Below are 14,334 nucleotides of genomic sequence, written 5' to 3'. Positions count from 1 at the left end.
CATGACGCTCACCAGCCCCCACGCCGCCGCCGACGGCCTGGTCCACCGCTGGCCGCTGACGGCCCGCCGGGAGGACCTGGCGCGTTTCCGGCGCCTGGCCGCCCTGGCGATGCGGGAGTGGGGTCAGCCGGCCGACGTGACCGAGGTGGTCCTGCACGGCGTCACGGAGCTGCTCTCCAACGTGGCCCGGCACGTGCCCGACCCGCGCTGCACGCTGGAACTGACGCTCAGCGGCGCCACCGTGGAGGTCGCGGTGCTCGACCGCTCCCCCGAGCCGCCGCGGATCACGCTGCCGGAGTGGACGGCGGAGGAGGGCCGGGGGCTGTGGCTGCTGCGGGAGATGGCCGACGGCCTGGGGCACGAGCGGACGCCGGAGGGGAAACGCGTGTGGGTGCGGGTGGCCGGGGAGCGGTTCGCGCCCTCCTGAGCGCGCGCCGCTCCCCGGCCACGGGTCCCCTGCGGGCCGCCGGGGACCCGTGGGCCCGAAGGCCCGGGGGCCGTCAGTCGTCGGCGAAGATCTCGCCGCGCTCGGCCTTGGACACCAGCAGGGCCGGCGGTTCGAAGCGGTCGCCGTAGCGGGCGGCCAGCTCGCGGGCCCGGGCGGCAAAGCCGGCCGGGCCGCCGGGGTAGCCGTTGATGTACTGAAGGACGCCGCCGGTCCAGGCCGGGAAGCCGATGCCCATGATGGAGCCGATGTTGGCGTCGGCCACCGAGGTCAGGACGCCCTCCTCCAGGCAGCGGACCGAGTCCAGCGCCTCGACGAAGAGCATCCGCTCCGCCGGCTCGGTCAGCTCGCCCGGCTCGGGAGCCGGCGCGCCGGGCACCGCGAAGTGCTCGCGCAGGCCGGGCCACAGCCCGGCGCGCTTGCCGTCCACGTAGTCGTAGAACCCGCCGCCGCCGGAGCGCCCGGTGCGGCCGAACTCCAGCACCATCCGGTCGATGACGGCCTCGGCCGGGTGCGTCGGCCAGGTGCCGCCGGCCTCCTCGATGGCCCGCTTGGTCTCCTCGCGGATCTTGCGGGGCAGGGTGAGGGTCAGCTCGTCCATCAGGGAGAGCACCTTGGCCGGGTAGCCGGCCTGGCCCGCGGCCTGCTCCACGGTGGCCGGGTCGATGCCCTCGCCGACCATCGCCACGCCCTCGTTCATGAACGTCCCGATGACGCGCGAGGTGAAGAAGCCGCGGGAGTCGTTGACGACGATGGGCGTCTTGTTGATCTGGCGGACCAGGTCGAACGCGTGGGCCAGGGCCTTGTCGCCGGTCTCCGCGCCGCGGACGATCTCCACCAGCGGCATCTTGTCCACGGGCGAGAAGAAGTGCAGGCCGACGAAGTCGTCGCGGCGCTGCACGCCCTCGGCCAGCAGGGTGATGGGCAGGGTGGAGGTGTTGGAGCACAGCAGCGCGTCGGGCGCCACGATGGCCTCGATCTCCTGGAAGACCTTGTGCTTGAGGGAGGGGTCCTCGAACACGGCCTCGATGACGGTGTCGCAGCCGGCCAGGTCCTGCGGGTCCGCGGTGGGGTGGATGCGGGCCAGCAGCGCCTCGCGCTTCTCGGGGGTGGTGCGGCCCCGGGAGAGGGCCTTGTCCAGCAGGCCCTCCGAGTACGCCTTGCCGCGCTGGGCGGCCTCGGCGCTGACGTCCTTCAGGACGACCTCGATGCCCGCGCGGGCGCAGGCGTAGGCGATGCCGGCGCCCATCATGCCCGCGCCGAGGACGCCGACCTTGCGGGCGGTGCGCTCGGGCACGCCCGCGGGGCGGGAGAGGCCGGAGTTGACGGCCTTCAGGTCGAAGAAGAACGCCTGGATCATGTTCTTGGCGACCTGGCCGGTGACCAGCTCGGTGAAGTAGCGGGCCTCGATGACCTGCGCGGTCTCGAAGTCCACCTGCGCGCCCTCGACCGCGGCGGCCAGGATGTTGCGCGGCGCCGGGTAGGGAGCGCCGTTGAGCTGCTTGCGCAGGTTGGAGGGGAAGGCCGGCAGGTTGGCGGCGAACCTGGGGTTGCTGGGGGTGCCGCCGGGGATGCGGTAGCCCTTGACGTCCCAGGGCTGCTGGGCGGTGGGGTTGGCCTCGATGAACGCCCGCGCCTTGGCGAGCAGTTCCTCGGGGGTGTCGGCCAGCTCGTGGACCAGGCCGGCCTCCAGGGCGCGGGCCGGGTTGTACTGGCGGCCCTCCAGCAGGACCTTCAGCAGGGCGTCGGTGATGCCCAGCAGGCGGACGGTGCGGGTGACGCCGCCGCCGCCGGGGAGCAGGCCGAGGGTGACCTCGGGCAGCCCGAGCTTGGAGCCGGGCGCGGTGAGGGCCACGCGGTGGTGGCAGGCCAGGGCCAGCTCCAGGCCGCCGCCGAGCGCGGAGCCGTTGATGGCGGCGACGACGGGCTTGCCCAGGGTCTCCAGGCGGCGCAGCGCGCGCTTGATGCGCATGCCGGAGGCGAAGACCTCCTCGGCGTGCTCGGGGCCGGCCTTGCGCAGGTCGTTGAGGTCGCCGCCGGCGAAGAAGGTCTTCTTGGCGGAGGCGACGATGACGCCGCGGACGTTCCCGGCCTCGGCCTCCAGGCGTTCGGTCACGGCCGTGAAGGAGGCGATGAACGCCGCGTTCATGGTGTTGGCGGACTGGTCGGGGTCGTCCAGCGTGAGGGTGACGACGCCGTCGGCGTCCTGGTCCCAGCGGATGGTGGTCGGCTCAGGCATGATCTCGTTCTTCTCCGGCTTCCGTGGCTTCGGGACGTCAGACGCGCTCGACGACGGTGGCGATGCCCATGCCGCCGCCGACGCAGAGGGTGGCCAGGCCGTAGCGCAGGTCGCGGCGCTCCAGCTCGTCCACGAGGGTGCCCAGGATCATGGCGCCGGTGGCGCCCAGCGGGTGGCCCAGCGCGATGGCCCCGCCGTTGACGTTGACCTTCTCCAGGTCCAGGCCCATGTCCCGCACGAAGCGCAGGACGACGGCGGCGAAGGCCTCGTTGATCTCGACCAGGTCGATGTCCTCGATGCTCAGTCCGGCCTTGGCCAGCGCCTTGCGGGTGGCCGGGGCGGGGCCGGTGAGCATGATGGTGGGCTCGGAGCCGGTGACCGCGGCGGAGACGATGCGGGCGCGGGGGGTGAGCCCGGCGCGCTCGCCGGCCTCGCGGGTGCCGATGGCGACCAGGGCCGCGCCGTCCACGATGCCGGAGGAGTTGCCCGCGTGGTGGACGTGGTCGATCTTCTCCACCCAGTGGTACTTCTGGAGGGCCACGGCGTCGAAGCCGCCCAGCTCGCCCATGTCGGCGAAGGAGGGCTTCAGGCCGGCCAGGCTGTCGGCGGTGGTGCCGGGGCGGACGTGCTCGTCGCGGTCGAGGACGACCAGGCCGGAGCGGTCCAGGACCGGGACGACGGAGCGGTCGAAGCGGCCCTCCTTCCAGGCGGTGGCGGCGCGCTCCTGGGAGAGCGCGGCGTACTCGTCCACGTCGCGGCGGGAGAAGCCCTCGATGGTGGCGATGAGGTCGGCGCCGATGCCCTGGGGGACGAAGCGGGTCTCGTAGTTGGTCATCGGGTCCATGGCCCAGGCGCCGCCGTCCGAGCCCATCGGGACGCGGGACATCGACTCCACGCCGCCGGCCAGGACCAGGTCCTCCCAGCCGGAGCGGATCTTGGCGGCGGCCAGGTTGACGGCCTCCAGGCCCGAGGCACAGAAGCGGTTCTCCTGGACGCCGGCCACGGTGTCGGGCAGGCCGGCGGCCAGGGCCGCGGTCTTGGCGATGTCGGAGCCCTGGTCGCCGTGGGGGCTGACCACGCCCAGGACGAGGTCGTCGATGGCGGCCGGGTCCAGGCCGGGGAAACGGCCGCGCAGCTCGTGGATGAGCCCGACGACGAGGTCGATGGGCTTGGTGCCGTGCAGGGAGCCGCTGGCCTTGCCGCGTCCGCGCGGGGTGCGGATCGCGTCGTAGACGTACGCTTCGGTGGTCACGGAGGTCTCTCCTCGCTTCGTGCGGAGCTGATCGTCGAGGGCTTGTCGGGGTCGTTCGGCGCGGGCGGACGCGGGTCGTTCCGCCGCGGCCGGGTGCGGGTGATTCGCCGCGGGCGGCGCGTTCAGCCGGCGAGGAGCGAGCGGCCGATGATCTCCTTCATGATCTCGGTCGTGCCGCCGTAGATGGTCTGGATGCGGCCGTCCGTGAAGGCACGGGCCACGGGGTACTCGGTCATGTAGCCGTAGCCGCCGTGCAGTTGCAGGCAGCGGTCGGTGACGCGCTTCTGGAGCTCGGTGGACCACCACTTGGCCATGGAGGCGTGCACGTGGTCGAGCTTCCCCTCCGCGTGCTCGGCGATGCAGCGGTCGACGAACGTCCGGGTGACGGCGCACTCGGTGGCCATCTCGGCGATCTCGAACCGGATGTGCTGGAGCTTGGCCAGCGGGCGGCCGAACGCCTGGCGTTCCAGGACATAGGTCTTGGTGATCTCCAGCAGGTGCTCGGCGGCCGTGACGGCGGCGGCGGCGATGGTCAGCCGCTCCTGCGGGAGGTTCTGCACCAGGTAGAGGAAGCCGCCGTTCAGCTCGCCCAGGAGGTTCTCCTTGGGGACGCGCACGTCCTTGAAGAACAGCTCGGCGGTGTCCTGGGCCTTCTGCCCGATCTTGTCGAGGTTGCGCCCGCGCTCGAAGCCCTCCATCCCGCGCTCCACGACCAGCAGGCTCAGGCCCTTGGCGCCGCCCTCGGGGGTGGTCTTCGCCACGACCACGACGAGGTCGGCGAGGATGCCGTTGGAGATGAACGTCTTGGCGCCGTTGAGGACGAAGTGGTCGCCGGCGTCGGTGGCCGAGGTGCGGATGCCCTGGAGGTCGGAGCCGGCGCCGGGCTCGGTCATGGCGATGGCGGAGATGGTCTCGCCGGAGCAGAAGCCGGGCAGCCAGCGGCGCTTCTGCTCGTCGGTGGCCAGCGAGGTGAGGTAGGGGCCGACGATGTCGTTGTGCAGGCCCAGGGCAAGGCCGGAGACCCCGGCCTTGGCGAACTCCTCGCCCATCACGGCGCTGTAGCGGAAGTCGGGCTCCCCGCCGCCGCCGAACTCCTCGGGGACGGCCAGGCCCAGCAGGCCCTGCCGGCCGGCGGCCAGCCACGCGTCGCGTGAGACGGCGCCCGCGCGCTCCCACTCCTCGTAGTGGGGGGTGACCTCCTTGGCCAGGAAGGCCCGCACGGTCTCGCGGAAGGCCTCGTGGTCCTGGCCGTAGATCTGTCGCTCCATCGGTGTGCTCCTCAGTGCTGCTGCTCGGCTGCTGCTCGGTGTCCGGCGCGGCCGGCCGGGGTCCGGCGGCCTCGGGCGGGGCTCAGCCGTCCGCGGGGGCGGGACGGGGCAGGTCCCAGTCGCGGGCGATCTCCTCTGCGGCGGCGCCCGGGACCGCCGGGCCGCGGCGGATGCCCGCCGGGGTGGCGGAGAACCGCGGGGCGGGCGCGGGCTGGGTGATCCCGCCGTGCTCGGTGAACGTCCCGCGCGCGGCCAGGTGGGGGTCGGCCGGGGCCTCGCGCAGCGACAGGACGGGGGCGACGCAGGCGTCGGAGCCCTCGAAGACGGCCGTCCACTCGGCGCGGGTGCGGGTGGCGAAGCGCTTGGCGATGGCCTCGCGCAGCTCCGGCCAGCGCGCGAAGTCGTCGCGGTCGGGGGCGCCCGCCGCGGGGTCGTCCAGGCCCAGCAGGCGGGCGAACTCGTCGTAGAAACGCGGCTCCAGCGGCCCGACCGCCATGTGGCCGCCGTCTGAGGTGGCGTAGACGCCGTAGTAGGGGGCGCCGCCGTCCAGCAGGTTGGCCTCGCGCCGGTCCTGCCAGGCGCCGGCGGCCAGCAGGCCGTGGATGAAGGTGCTCAGGTGGGCGGCGCCGTCCACGATGGCGGCGTCCACGACCTGCCCGCGGCCGGCGGAGCGGGCGTGGTGCAGGGCGGCAAGGACGCCGACGACGAGGTAGAGGGAGCCGCCGGCGTAGTCGCCCAGCAGGTTGGCGGCGACGACGGGCGGGCCGTCGGCGGGGCCGGTCATGCCGAGGACGCCGGTCAGCGCGAGGTAGGAGATGTCGTGCCCGGCGCGGTCGGCGAGCGGCCCGTCCTGGCCCCAGCCGGTCATCCGGCCGTACACCAGGCGGGGGTTGCGGGCCAGGCAGTCCTCGGGGCCGACGCCCAGGCGCTCGGCGACGCCGGGGCGGAAGCCCTCGATGAGCACGTCGGCGCGCTCGGCCAGGTCCAGCACGCGGGCGGTCGCGCCCTCGGCCTTGAGGTCCAGGACGAGGGAGCGCTTATTGCGGTTGACGATGTCCCGCTCGGGGTCAAGGCCCAGCGCCGCGCCGCCGGGGCGGTCCACCCGGACCACGTCGGCGCCCAGGTCGGCCAGCAGCATGGCGGCGAACGGGCCGGGGCCGATCCCGGCCAGCTCGACCACGCGCACTCCGGCCAGGGGTCCGCTGCCTGGCTGCGTCGCTGTCGTCATCGGGGCTCCCCTGGGCACGTCGCTGCGTTGCGGTGACAGGGCGAGAATAAGAACAGGTTTCAGTTTTTACAAGGGGTCCCCCGGAATCGCCTCCCCCGACGCCCCGGGGAAGGGCGCCACGCCCCTGAAGTGGAACGCGTCGTCCTCGGCCTCGTACAGGTAGCCCAGCGGCCCTGCCCCCGCATAGTCCCCGGCGTGGTCGAACGCCAGCTCCCGCGCGACGCCGCGGTAGTGCGTTCCCCGCAGCCGCTCCAGCAGCGGCTCCCGGCCGACCCGGCCCCCCTCCCCCGCCGCCTGCCGCAGCGCCTTGGCCACCAGCCGCGCCGCGTCGTAGCCCTCGGCCGCGTACGGCCCGGCCTCCTCGTCGAAGCGCTCCCGGTACACCGCCCCGAACCGCCGCGCGCCCTCGTCGCCCCGGGCGTCGGTGTAGCTGGCAAGGAAGCGCCACTGCCGCTGGGCGCGCCCGGCGTGTTCGAAGAACGCCGGGTCCAGGGCCTCCTGCGTCGCCAGGCAGCGCCCCGCGAAGCCGGCCGTGCGCAGCTCCCGCGCCAGCCGCCCGGCCCCCTCGGCGTACCCGCCCCAGACCACGGCCTCCACCCGCTCGGCCGCCAGCCGCCGCGCCATCCCCGCGAAGTCCCGCTCATCGGCGCGGAGTTCCATCGTCACCAGCTCGGCGCCCGAGCCGCCCGCGGTGGCCGTCACCGCCCGCACCGTCTCCCGGCTGTAGGAGGCGGCGGCCAGGTCGTCCACCACGCCGACCCGCAGCGGGCGGCCCTCCCCGGCCAGGCAGGCCGGCACGGCGAGCCCGAGCGTGGCCGTGTTGGGCCGGGCGTGCAGCAGGGTGGACAGGCCCTCCCGGGGGCCGAAGCTGCCCACGGACAGCGCCAGCAGGGGAACGCCCTGGGCGGCGTAGACCTCGGCGGCGGCCCGCGCCACGGGGTCGGCCGTGGGCCCGATGACGGCGATCACGGACGGGTCCGCGGCGAGGCGGGCCGCCACCTCCCGCGCCCGGTCCGGGTCGCCGCCGTCGTCGGCCTGCGTGAGCCGCAGCCCGAACGGCAGCCCGCCGTTGCGGCTCAGCTCGTCGACCGCCATCCCGGCGCCGCGCCACTGGCCGCGGCCGTAGCGGGCGTGCGGGCCGCTCAGATCGGCGTGCAGTCCGATGGCGTAGGTCCCGCCGCGCTCCTCGCCGGTCGCGGCGGGCGAGCGGGGGCCCGGCATCAGCCGCCAGGCCGTGGCCAGCCCGGCCAGTCCCACGGCGCCGCTGCCCAGCAGCAGGCCGCGGCGCCCGGCGCGCCGTGGCACGTCCTCCACGGCGGCGGCGCGTGCCTCGTGCCCGGCTTTGGGGTGGTGGTCCGCGGCCACCCCGCCGCCGGACCCGCCGGGGGCCGACTCCGCCTCGGGCTCGCCGCTCCCGGAGGCCGCTCCCTGCCCGGCGCCCCCGGACCTACGGCCGCCGCCCTTCGCGGCGCCCGCCTTCTCGCCCTTCGCCCCCTTCGGCTTCCCGCCGCCCGTCTTCCCGCCGCCCGTCTTCCCGCCTCCGGACCTGCCGCCCGGCGCCCGGCGCCCGGCGGCCCGGGGCGAGCCCGGCGCCTCCCAGGAGGGCAGCGGCCGGCCCGCCCGCTCCTCGATCTCGGCCGCCAGCGCGTCCGGCAGCCAACGGGCGCCGCCCTCGGTGGCCAGCTCCATCCGCACCTCGTCGGCCGTCGGCCGCGCCGCCGGGTTCTTCTCCAGGCAGGCCCGGACGACCTCCGCCAGCTCGCGCGGTACGTCCGCCAGGTCAGGCGCCTCCGCCCGGGTGCGCAGCAGCAGCTCCGCGTTCGTTCCCGAGCCGAAGGGCGGCCGTCCCGAGGCGGCCAGCGCCAGCACACAGCCCAGCGCGAACACGTCCCCGGCCGCCGCCCGCGCCTCGCCGCGCGCCCGGGCCCGGCCCTGCGCCCGCCGCCGCTCCCGCTCGGGGGCGCGCGCGAAGGTCTGCTCCGGCGCGGCGAAGCCCGGCCGCGCGCCCCGGGTGCCCGAGCCGCCGAACCCGGTCAGCCACCCGCCGTCGGCGGCCAGCGACACGTGCCCCGGCCGCACGTCCCCGTGCGCCAGGCCCGCCGCGTGCACCGCGCACAGCGCGCCCGCCAGCGTCACGCCGAGCACCCGCACGGTCCGGGCGGGCAGCGGCCCGTGCGCCTCCAGGGCCCGCGGCAGCGCGGGGCCCGGCAGGTAGGGGTAGGCGGCCCAGATCGTGCCGCCCGCGGTATCCGCGGCGCGCACCGTCACCAGGTAGGAGGCCCGCACGTGCCGGGCCGCGGCCACGTCCGCCTCGAACCGCGCGCGGAACCCCGGCGCCGCCGCGTGCTCGGGCCGGATCAGCTTCAGAACGGCCGCCCCGCCGTCGGCGTACCGGGTGAGGTAGACCACCCCGGTCCGGCCCTCCGCAAGCCGCCGCAGCAGCCGGTAGCCGCCGATCCGCCGCGGGTCCGCCTCCTCCAGCGGCCTCACCGCGCCCGGCCCCGGCCACGGCCACGCCCTAAGCTCACACGGGTGGGCCCCTGGGCATCGTCCGGCCTGGGGTACCGCACCGTTCCCTCCCCGTCACTGGGTCAGGCGCCTCAACTGCCCGGCGCCCGGGGGCCGTCGGCGCTGTCGGAACGTCAGACTGTAGCGAAGCGGTGGCGTTCCGCGCCACTGGGAGGAGGTCCGGTGGACATTCCGGAGGGCGAGTACGCGCTGCCCACGGCTTACCTGAACACCGCGGCGCACGGGCTGATCCCGGCCCGCGCCGTCGCCGCGCTGCACGAGGCCGTCGCGGACACCCACGAGGGGCGGGTGGACGTGTCCCGCTACCTGGAGGCGATGCACGCCGCCCGCGCCTCCTACGCCCGCCTGCTGGGGCTGCCGCCCGGCCGGGTGGCCGTCGGCAGCTCCGTGAGCGTGCACACCGCGGTGATCGCCGCCTCCCTGCCGCCGGGCTCCGAAGTGCTGCACGCGGTCGACGAGTTCAGCTCGGCGGTGACGCCCTACGCCACCCGCCCCGGCCTGCGGACCCGGGCCGTTCCCCTGCCGGAGCTTGCCGCCTCCGTGGGCCCGGACACCGCGCTCGTCGCCGTCTCGGCCGCGCAGTCCCTCGACGGGCGGGTTGCCGACCTCCCGGCGCTGCGGGCCGCGGCCTCCCGGCACGGGGCGCGGCTGATGGTGGACCTCACGCAGGCGGCGGGCTGGCTGGCGGAGCCCGCGGCCCACGCCGACTTCACCGTCTGCGCCGCCTACAAGTGGCTGCTGTGCCCGCGCGGCACGGCGTTCCTGACGATGCCGGAGGACTTCGGCGGCCTTCAGCCGGTGCACGCCGGCTGGCCGGCCGGCGAGGACATGTGGCGTTCCTCCTACGGGACGGTCACCGAATTCGCCGCGGGCGCGCGCCGGTTCGACGAGTCCCCCGCCTTCCTCGCCTGGGTCGGCGCCGAGCGCGCGCTGGGCCTGGTCGAGGAGCTGGGAACGGCCGCCATCGCCGCGCACGACCTGGCGCTGGCCCGCCGGTTCCGGGAGGGCCTGGCCGCGCTGGGGGCCGAGGCGGTCCCGGCCGAGTCCCCCATCGTGGCGGTGCCGGGCCTGGGCGGGGCGGCCGAGGAGCTGGAGCGCGCGGGGGTGCAGGCCTCGGTGCGCGGGCCCAACCTGCGCCTGTCGTTCCACGTCTACAACACGGCCGAGCACGTGGACCGCGCCCTGACGGCGCTGGCCGGGGCGCTGCCGCGGCCGGGCCGGGGGGCGGCCCGCGCCTGACGCGGCGCCGCTCCGGCCCGCCGGGCGGCGGGCCGGGGCGGGCCGGGCCGGCGTCCGGGCCAGGCCGGCGTCCGGGCCGGAGCGGCGCGCGGGCCGGAGCGACGCGCGGCCTCAGGCCAGGTCGATCTCCGGGTAGAGCGGGTGCTTGCCCAGCAGGTCCGCGGCGCGCTGCGCCACCTCGTCGGCAACGCCCGCAGCCAGCGCGTAGGTGGCCTTGGAGGGGCCGCCGTTCTTCGCGGTGCCCGGCGTGGTGCCGGCCAGCACGGTGTGGATCAGCTCGGCGACCTCGTCCATCTCGGCAGTGCCCAGGCCGCGGGTGGTCAGCGCGGGGGTGCCGATGCGGATGCCGGAGGTGTACCAGGCGCCGTTCGGGTCCTGCGGGATGGCGTTGCGGTTGGTGACGATGCCGGCGTCCAGCAGCGCGGCCTCGGCCTGCCGGCCGGTGAGCCCGTAGCCGGAGACGTCGATGAGCGCGAGGTGGTTGTCGGTGCCGCCGGTGACGAGGCGGGCGCCGCGCCGCATCAGGCCCTCGGCCAGCGCGCGGGAGTTGTCCACGATGCGCTGGGCGTAGTCGCGGAACTCGGGGCGGCGGGCCTCGGCCAGCGCGATCGCCTTCGCGGCCATCACGTGCGGCAGCGGGCCGCCCAGCACCATCGGGCAGCCGCGGTCCACCTGGTCCGCGAGGGAGTCGTCGCACAGCACCATGCCGCCGCGCGGGCCGCGCAGGGACTTGTGGGTGGTGGTGGTGACGATCTGCGCGTGCGGCACGGGGTCGAAGTCGCCGGTGAGGACCTTGCCCGCGACCAGGCCGGCGAAGTGCGCCATGTCCACCATCAGCGTGGCCCCGACCTCGTCGGCGATCTCCCGCATGACGCGGAAGTTGACCAGGCGCGGGTAGGCCGAGTACCCGGCGATGAGGATCAGCGGGCGGAACTCGCGGGCGGCGGCGCGGACCGCGTCGTAGTCCACCAGGCCGGTCTCCGGGTTGGTGCCGTAGCTGCGCTGGTGGAACATCTTGCCCGAGATGTTCGGCCGGAAGCCGTGGGTGAGGTGGCCGCCGGCGTCCAGGGACATGCCCAGCATCCGCTGGTTGCCCAGGTCGTTGCGCAGCGCCTCCCAGTCCTCCTCGGTGAGGTCGTTCACCTGGCGGGCGCCGGCCCGCTGGAGCGCCGGGCTCTCCACGCGCGCGGCGAGCACGGCCCAGAACGCCACGAGGTTGGCGTCGATGCCGGAGTGCGGCTGGACGTAGGCGTGCTGGGCGCCGAACAGCTCGCGGGCGTGCTCGGCGGCGACGGACTCCACGGTGTCGACGTTGCGGCAGCCGGCGTAGAAGCGGCGGCCGACGGTGCCCTCGGCGTACTTGTCGCTGAGCCAGTTGCCCATGGCCAGGAGGACGGCCGGGGAGGCGTAGTTCTCGCTGGCGATCAGCTTGAGCGAGGCGCGCTGGTCCTCGATCTCCGCGCCGATGGCGTCCGCGATGCGGGGGTCGACGGCCCGGACGGCCTCGATCCCGCTGCGGAACGCGACGGACTCGGTGGTGCGGGCGGATTCTGCGGTCACGGGTGCGACTCCTCGGGTGACGTCGGGTCGGCCCAGGCGCACGGCACTTCCACTTCGGCACGGCCGCTCCCCGATGGTTCAACCCATCCGCACGCGCCAGTCACGGCCACCACGGAGACTAGCACCGCGCGGACGGGGGCCACAGGCGCTCCCGGGTCGCGGGGGCGGGCCGCCGGGTGCACGGTGGTGGGGCGGCAGGCACACGGCAGGTACCCCTTTCGGAGGACGGGATGAGCGAGCACGTCTACCGGGTGACCGAGATCGTCGGCTCCTCGACGGAGAGCGTGGAGGCGGCGATCAGGAACGGCGTCGGCCGGGCGGCCGAGACGCTGCGGCAGCTTGACTGGTTCGAGGTGACGCAGATCCGCGGGCACATCGAGGACGGGGCCGTGGCCCACTTCCAGGTGGGCCTGAAGATCGGCTTCCGCCTGGAGGGCGGGGCGTAGCCCGGGGCGGGCGGCCCTGCGGTCCCGCGCGGGCGGACCGGCCTCGCCGGGCCGCCGCGCGCAGGGTCGAACGGCCGCGCCCCGGGTCAACGGCCGCGTGCCGGGCGTTGGCCCATCGCCAGGACGGAGGCCATCAGCGGCCCGTCCAGCAGCGTGGCGTCCGCCAGCCGGGAGGAGGCCAGGTGCGCGTTGAGCAGCGTCCTGGTCACCCGCAGGGCGGTGGGGCTGCGGCGGACCAGCGGCCTGACCCACCCGGCGATCACGCCGTCCAGCTCCTCCTCGGGCACCACCCGGTGCAGGATGGCCAGCTCCTGCGCCCGCGCGGCGTCGAAGGAGCCGCCGAAGAGCAGCAGCTCCCGCACCCGGGCCGCGCCCGCCTCCTGGACCAGCCGCGGCAGCGCCCCGCCCCACGCCAGCGGAACGCCCAGGGCGAGCTCCGGCATCCGGAAGGTGCTGCCCTCCGCCCCCGCTCTCAGGTCGCAGAAGAGGGCCAGCGCGAGACCCGCCCCCACCACCCGGCCGTGGAGCCGGGCGATGGAGACGGCGCCGCCGGCGGCGAGCGCGTCGCAGGCCTGGCGGGCCTTGGCCACGAGCCGGCCGACGGCGGCCCCGCCCGGGTCCTCCTCCATCAGGCCGACCGACTCCTCCCTGTCCCCGCCGAGCGAGAAGTCCGGGCCGGCGCCGGAGAGCGTCACCACCCGGACGGCCGGATCGTCCCTCACGGCGGTCAGCACCGCGATCAGCTCGTCCAGCACCGCCTCGGTGACCAGGTTGCCGCTGTCGGGAGTGTTGAACCGCACGTGCGCGACGTGCTCCTCGCGGCTGACGAGGAGCGTCTTGGGATCAGGCAGCATTTCGCGGGGTCCTAGGGCCTCGGTGGAGCCGGGCTACTGCTCCACGACGTGCAGAGCGGACAGGCGCCGGAACGCCACCCGCGGCTCCCACTCGGGGGGCTTGCTCACCCGGAGGGCCGGGAAGCGGCGCAGGAGGGCTTCCAGCAACACACCGGCCTGGAGCCGGGCCATTCCGGCGCCCAGGCAGTAGTGAACGCCCCCGCCGAAGGCGAGGTGGGTCAGGCCCCGGCCGGCGCGCGCGATGTCGAAGACCTCGGGCGCGTCGAACCGGGCGGGGTCGTGGTTGGCCGAAGCGATCAGGGCGTGAACGATCTCGTCCTTCCGTATTCGCACGCCGGCCAGCTCGGTGTCCTCCCCGGCCACCCTGGTCGTCACATGCACGGGCGCGTCCCAGCGCAGGACCTCCTCCACCGCCTGCGGCACCTGCTCGGGGTGCTCGCGCAGCCAGTTGCGCTGGTCGGGGTGCTGGTCCAGGACGAGGACGAGGTTGGACAGCAGCGTGGAGGTGGTCTCCAGGGCGGCGCCCACGATGAACATCGTCAGGTAGTAGACCGCCTCGTCGGCGGCCTCCCTGTCCGGTTCCAGCTCGTCCCAGGCGCGAAGCCACCCGGAGACGACATCGTCCCCCGGGTGGGCGCGGCGGTCGCGCACCAGGCCGGTGAAGTAGTCCCGCATGCCCAGGGCGCCGACGTCGGCGGCGCTCAGCTGGCTCGGCGAGGGCAGCAATTCCTGGGAATAGAGATGGGTGTGACTGAGGGATCGCACCGTGGGCTGATCGGCCTCGGGAATTCCTATCCACTGCCCCATGGCGGCAATGGTCAGCTCCTCGCTCACGAGCGCCGAGAAATCCGCCTCACCCGCGTCCCTGAGGTGCTCCTGGAGGCGGTCCAGCAAACGCTCGGTAATGCGGGTCACATGCCCCCGCAGATCCCCGAGGGTGCGGCGGTCGAATACATTCCCCACGGAGCGGCGATAGCGGGTGTGTTCCGGGGGGTTCTGCCCCTGGAGCACCCTGCCCAATTCTCTGGCACCGAAGCTGTTCCACCGGCTTCCGGGCTCCTGACCAGCGCGCCAGTCATCATCGATGGTCCGCCAGGTCCTGCCGCGCAGGACCTGGTCACACAATTCGTACCTGGTGAGGAAATAGGCTCCCCAGGGCGCGGGAACGACGTCTCCCAGGGCCCTGAATTCCGAATAGATGGGGTAAGGATCGGCCTGCCCTCGCGACGCGCGTAGACGCGATACGTAGGAGACAACCGTTCGTGGATCGATCG

General features: G+C 74.9%; 11 protein-coding genes and 1 riboswitch. Of the genes, 3 read left to right on the top strand and 8 right to left on the bottom strand.

Annotation, left to right across the window (positions count from 1 at the left end; translation table 11 throughout):
- Position 1 precedes the first annotated feature (1 nt).
- A complete protein-coding gene (locus tag RM780_RS06185) occupies positions 2-427 on the top strand; it encodes an ATP-binding protein (RefSeq protein ID WP_311629476.1) in 426 nt (141 codons plus the stop codon).
- A 73-nt stretch (positions 428-500) separates the two neighbouring features.
- Here RM780_RS06185 and RM780_RS06180 read toward each other — a convergent pair whose 3' ends face one another.
- The 5 genes from RM780_RS06180 to RM780_RS06160 form a co-directional block, all read right to left on the bottom strand.
- On the bottom strand, positions 501-2,684 hold the full coding sequence (locus RM780_RS06180) for a 3-hydroxyacyl-CoA dehydrogenase NAD-binding domain-containing protein (RefSeq protein ID WP_311629475.1): 2,184 nt from the start codon (positions 2,682-2,684) through the stop codon (positions 501-503).
- A 37-nt stretch (positions 2,685-2,721) separates the two neighbouring features.
- Positions 2,722-3,936 (bottom strand): acetyl-CoA C-acetyltransferase, encoded by a 1,215-nt coding sequence (locus RM780_RS06175; RefSeq protein WP_311629474.1) that lies wholly within the window; start codon positions 3,934-3,936, stop codon positions 2,722-2,724.
- 122 nt (positions 3,937-4,058) lie between these two features.
- A complete protein-coding gene (locus RM780_RS06170) occupies positions 4,059-5,204 on the bottom strand; it encodes an acyl-CoA dehydrogenase family protein (protein ID WP_311629473.1) in 1,146 nt (381 codons plus the stop codon).
- A gap of 82 nt (positions 5,205-5,286) precedes the next feature.
- A complete protein-coding gene (locus RM780_RS06165; protein WP_311629472.1) occupies positions 5,287-6,432 on the bottom strand; it encodes a CaiB/BaiF CoA transferase family protein in 1,146 nt (381 codons plus the stop codon).
- A 66-nt stretch (positions 6,433-6,498) separates the two neighbouring features.
- Positions 6,499-8,922, bottom strand: coding sequence for an ABC transporter substrate-binding protein (locus RM780_RS06160; protein WP_311629471.1), 2,424 nt, complete (start codon positions 8,920-8,922; stop codon positions 6,499-6,501).
- 201 nt (positions 8,923-9,123) lie between these two features.
- On the opposite strand from RM780_RS06160, the gene RM780_RS06155 reads away from it, so the two are divergent.
- Complete coding sequence (locus tag RM780_RS06155) at positions 9,124-10,200, top strand: aminotransferase class V-fold PLP-dependent enzyme (protein ID WP_311629470.1); 1,077 nt, start codon at positions 9,124-9,126, stop codon at positions 10,198-10,200.
- A gap of 111 nt (positions 10,201-10,311) precedes the next feature.
- On the opposite strand, the gene RM780_RS06150 is transcribed toward RM780_RS06155, so the two are convergent.
- Positions 10,312-11,760, bottom strand: a complete 1,449-nt coding sequence (locus RM780_RS06150; protein WP_311629469.1) for a glycine hydroxymethyltransferase — start codon at positions 11,758-11,760, stop codon at positions 10,312-10,314.
- 23 nt (positions 11,761-11,783) lie between these two features.
- Positions 11,784-11,874, bottom strand: a riboswitch (ZMP/ZTP riboswitch).
- 116 nt (positions 11,875-11,990) lie between these two features.
- Between RM780_RS06150 and RM780_RS06145 the strand changes: the two genes are divergently transcribed.
- Complete coding sequence (locus tag RM780_RS06145; RefSeq protein ID WP_311629468.1) at positions 11,991-12,206, top strand: dodecin; 216 nt, start codon at positions 11,991-11,993, stop codon at positions 12,204-12,206.
- 86 nt (positions 12,207-12,292) lie between these two features.
- Here the strand turns inward: RM780_RS06145 and RM780_RS06140 are convergent, their stop codons facing one another.
- Positions 12,293-13,060, bottom strand: a complete 768-nt coding sequence (locus RM780_RS06140; RefSeq protein WP_311629467.1) for an enoyl-CoA hydratase/isomerase family protein — start codon at positions 13,058-13,060, stop codon at positions 12,293-12,295.
- Between the two features lie 33 nt (positions 13,061-13,093).
- Positions 13,094-14,023, bottom strand: a complete 930-nt coding sequence (locus tag RM780_RS06135; RefSeq protein WP_311629466.1) for a cytochrome P450 — start codon at positions 14,021-14,023, stop codon at positions 13,094-13,096.
- Positions 14,024-14,334 lie beyond the last annotated feature (311 nt).

The organism is Streptomyces boetiae, assembly GCF_031845405.1.
In the GTDB taxonomy this organism is placed as follows: Bacteria; Actinomycetota; Actinomycetes; order Streptomycetales; family Streptomycetaceae; genus Streptomyces; species Streptomyces boetiae.
The sequence above is the reverse complement of the archived record's forward strand: the minus strand, read 5'-3'. Positions and strand labels throughout refer to the sequence as shown.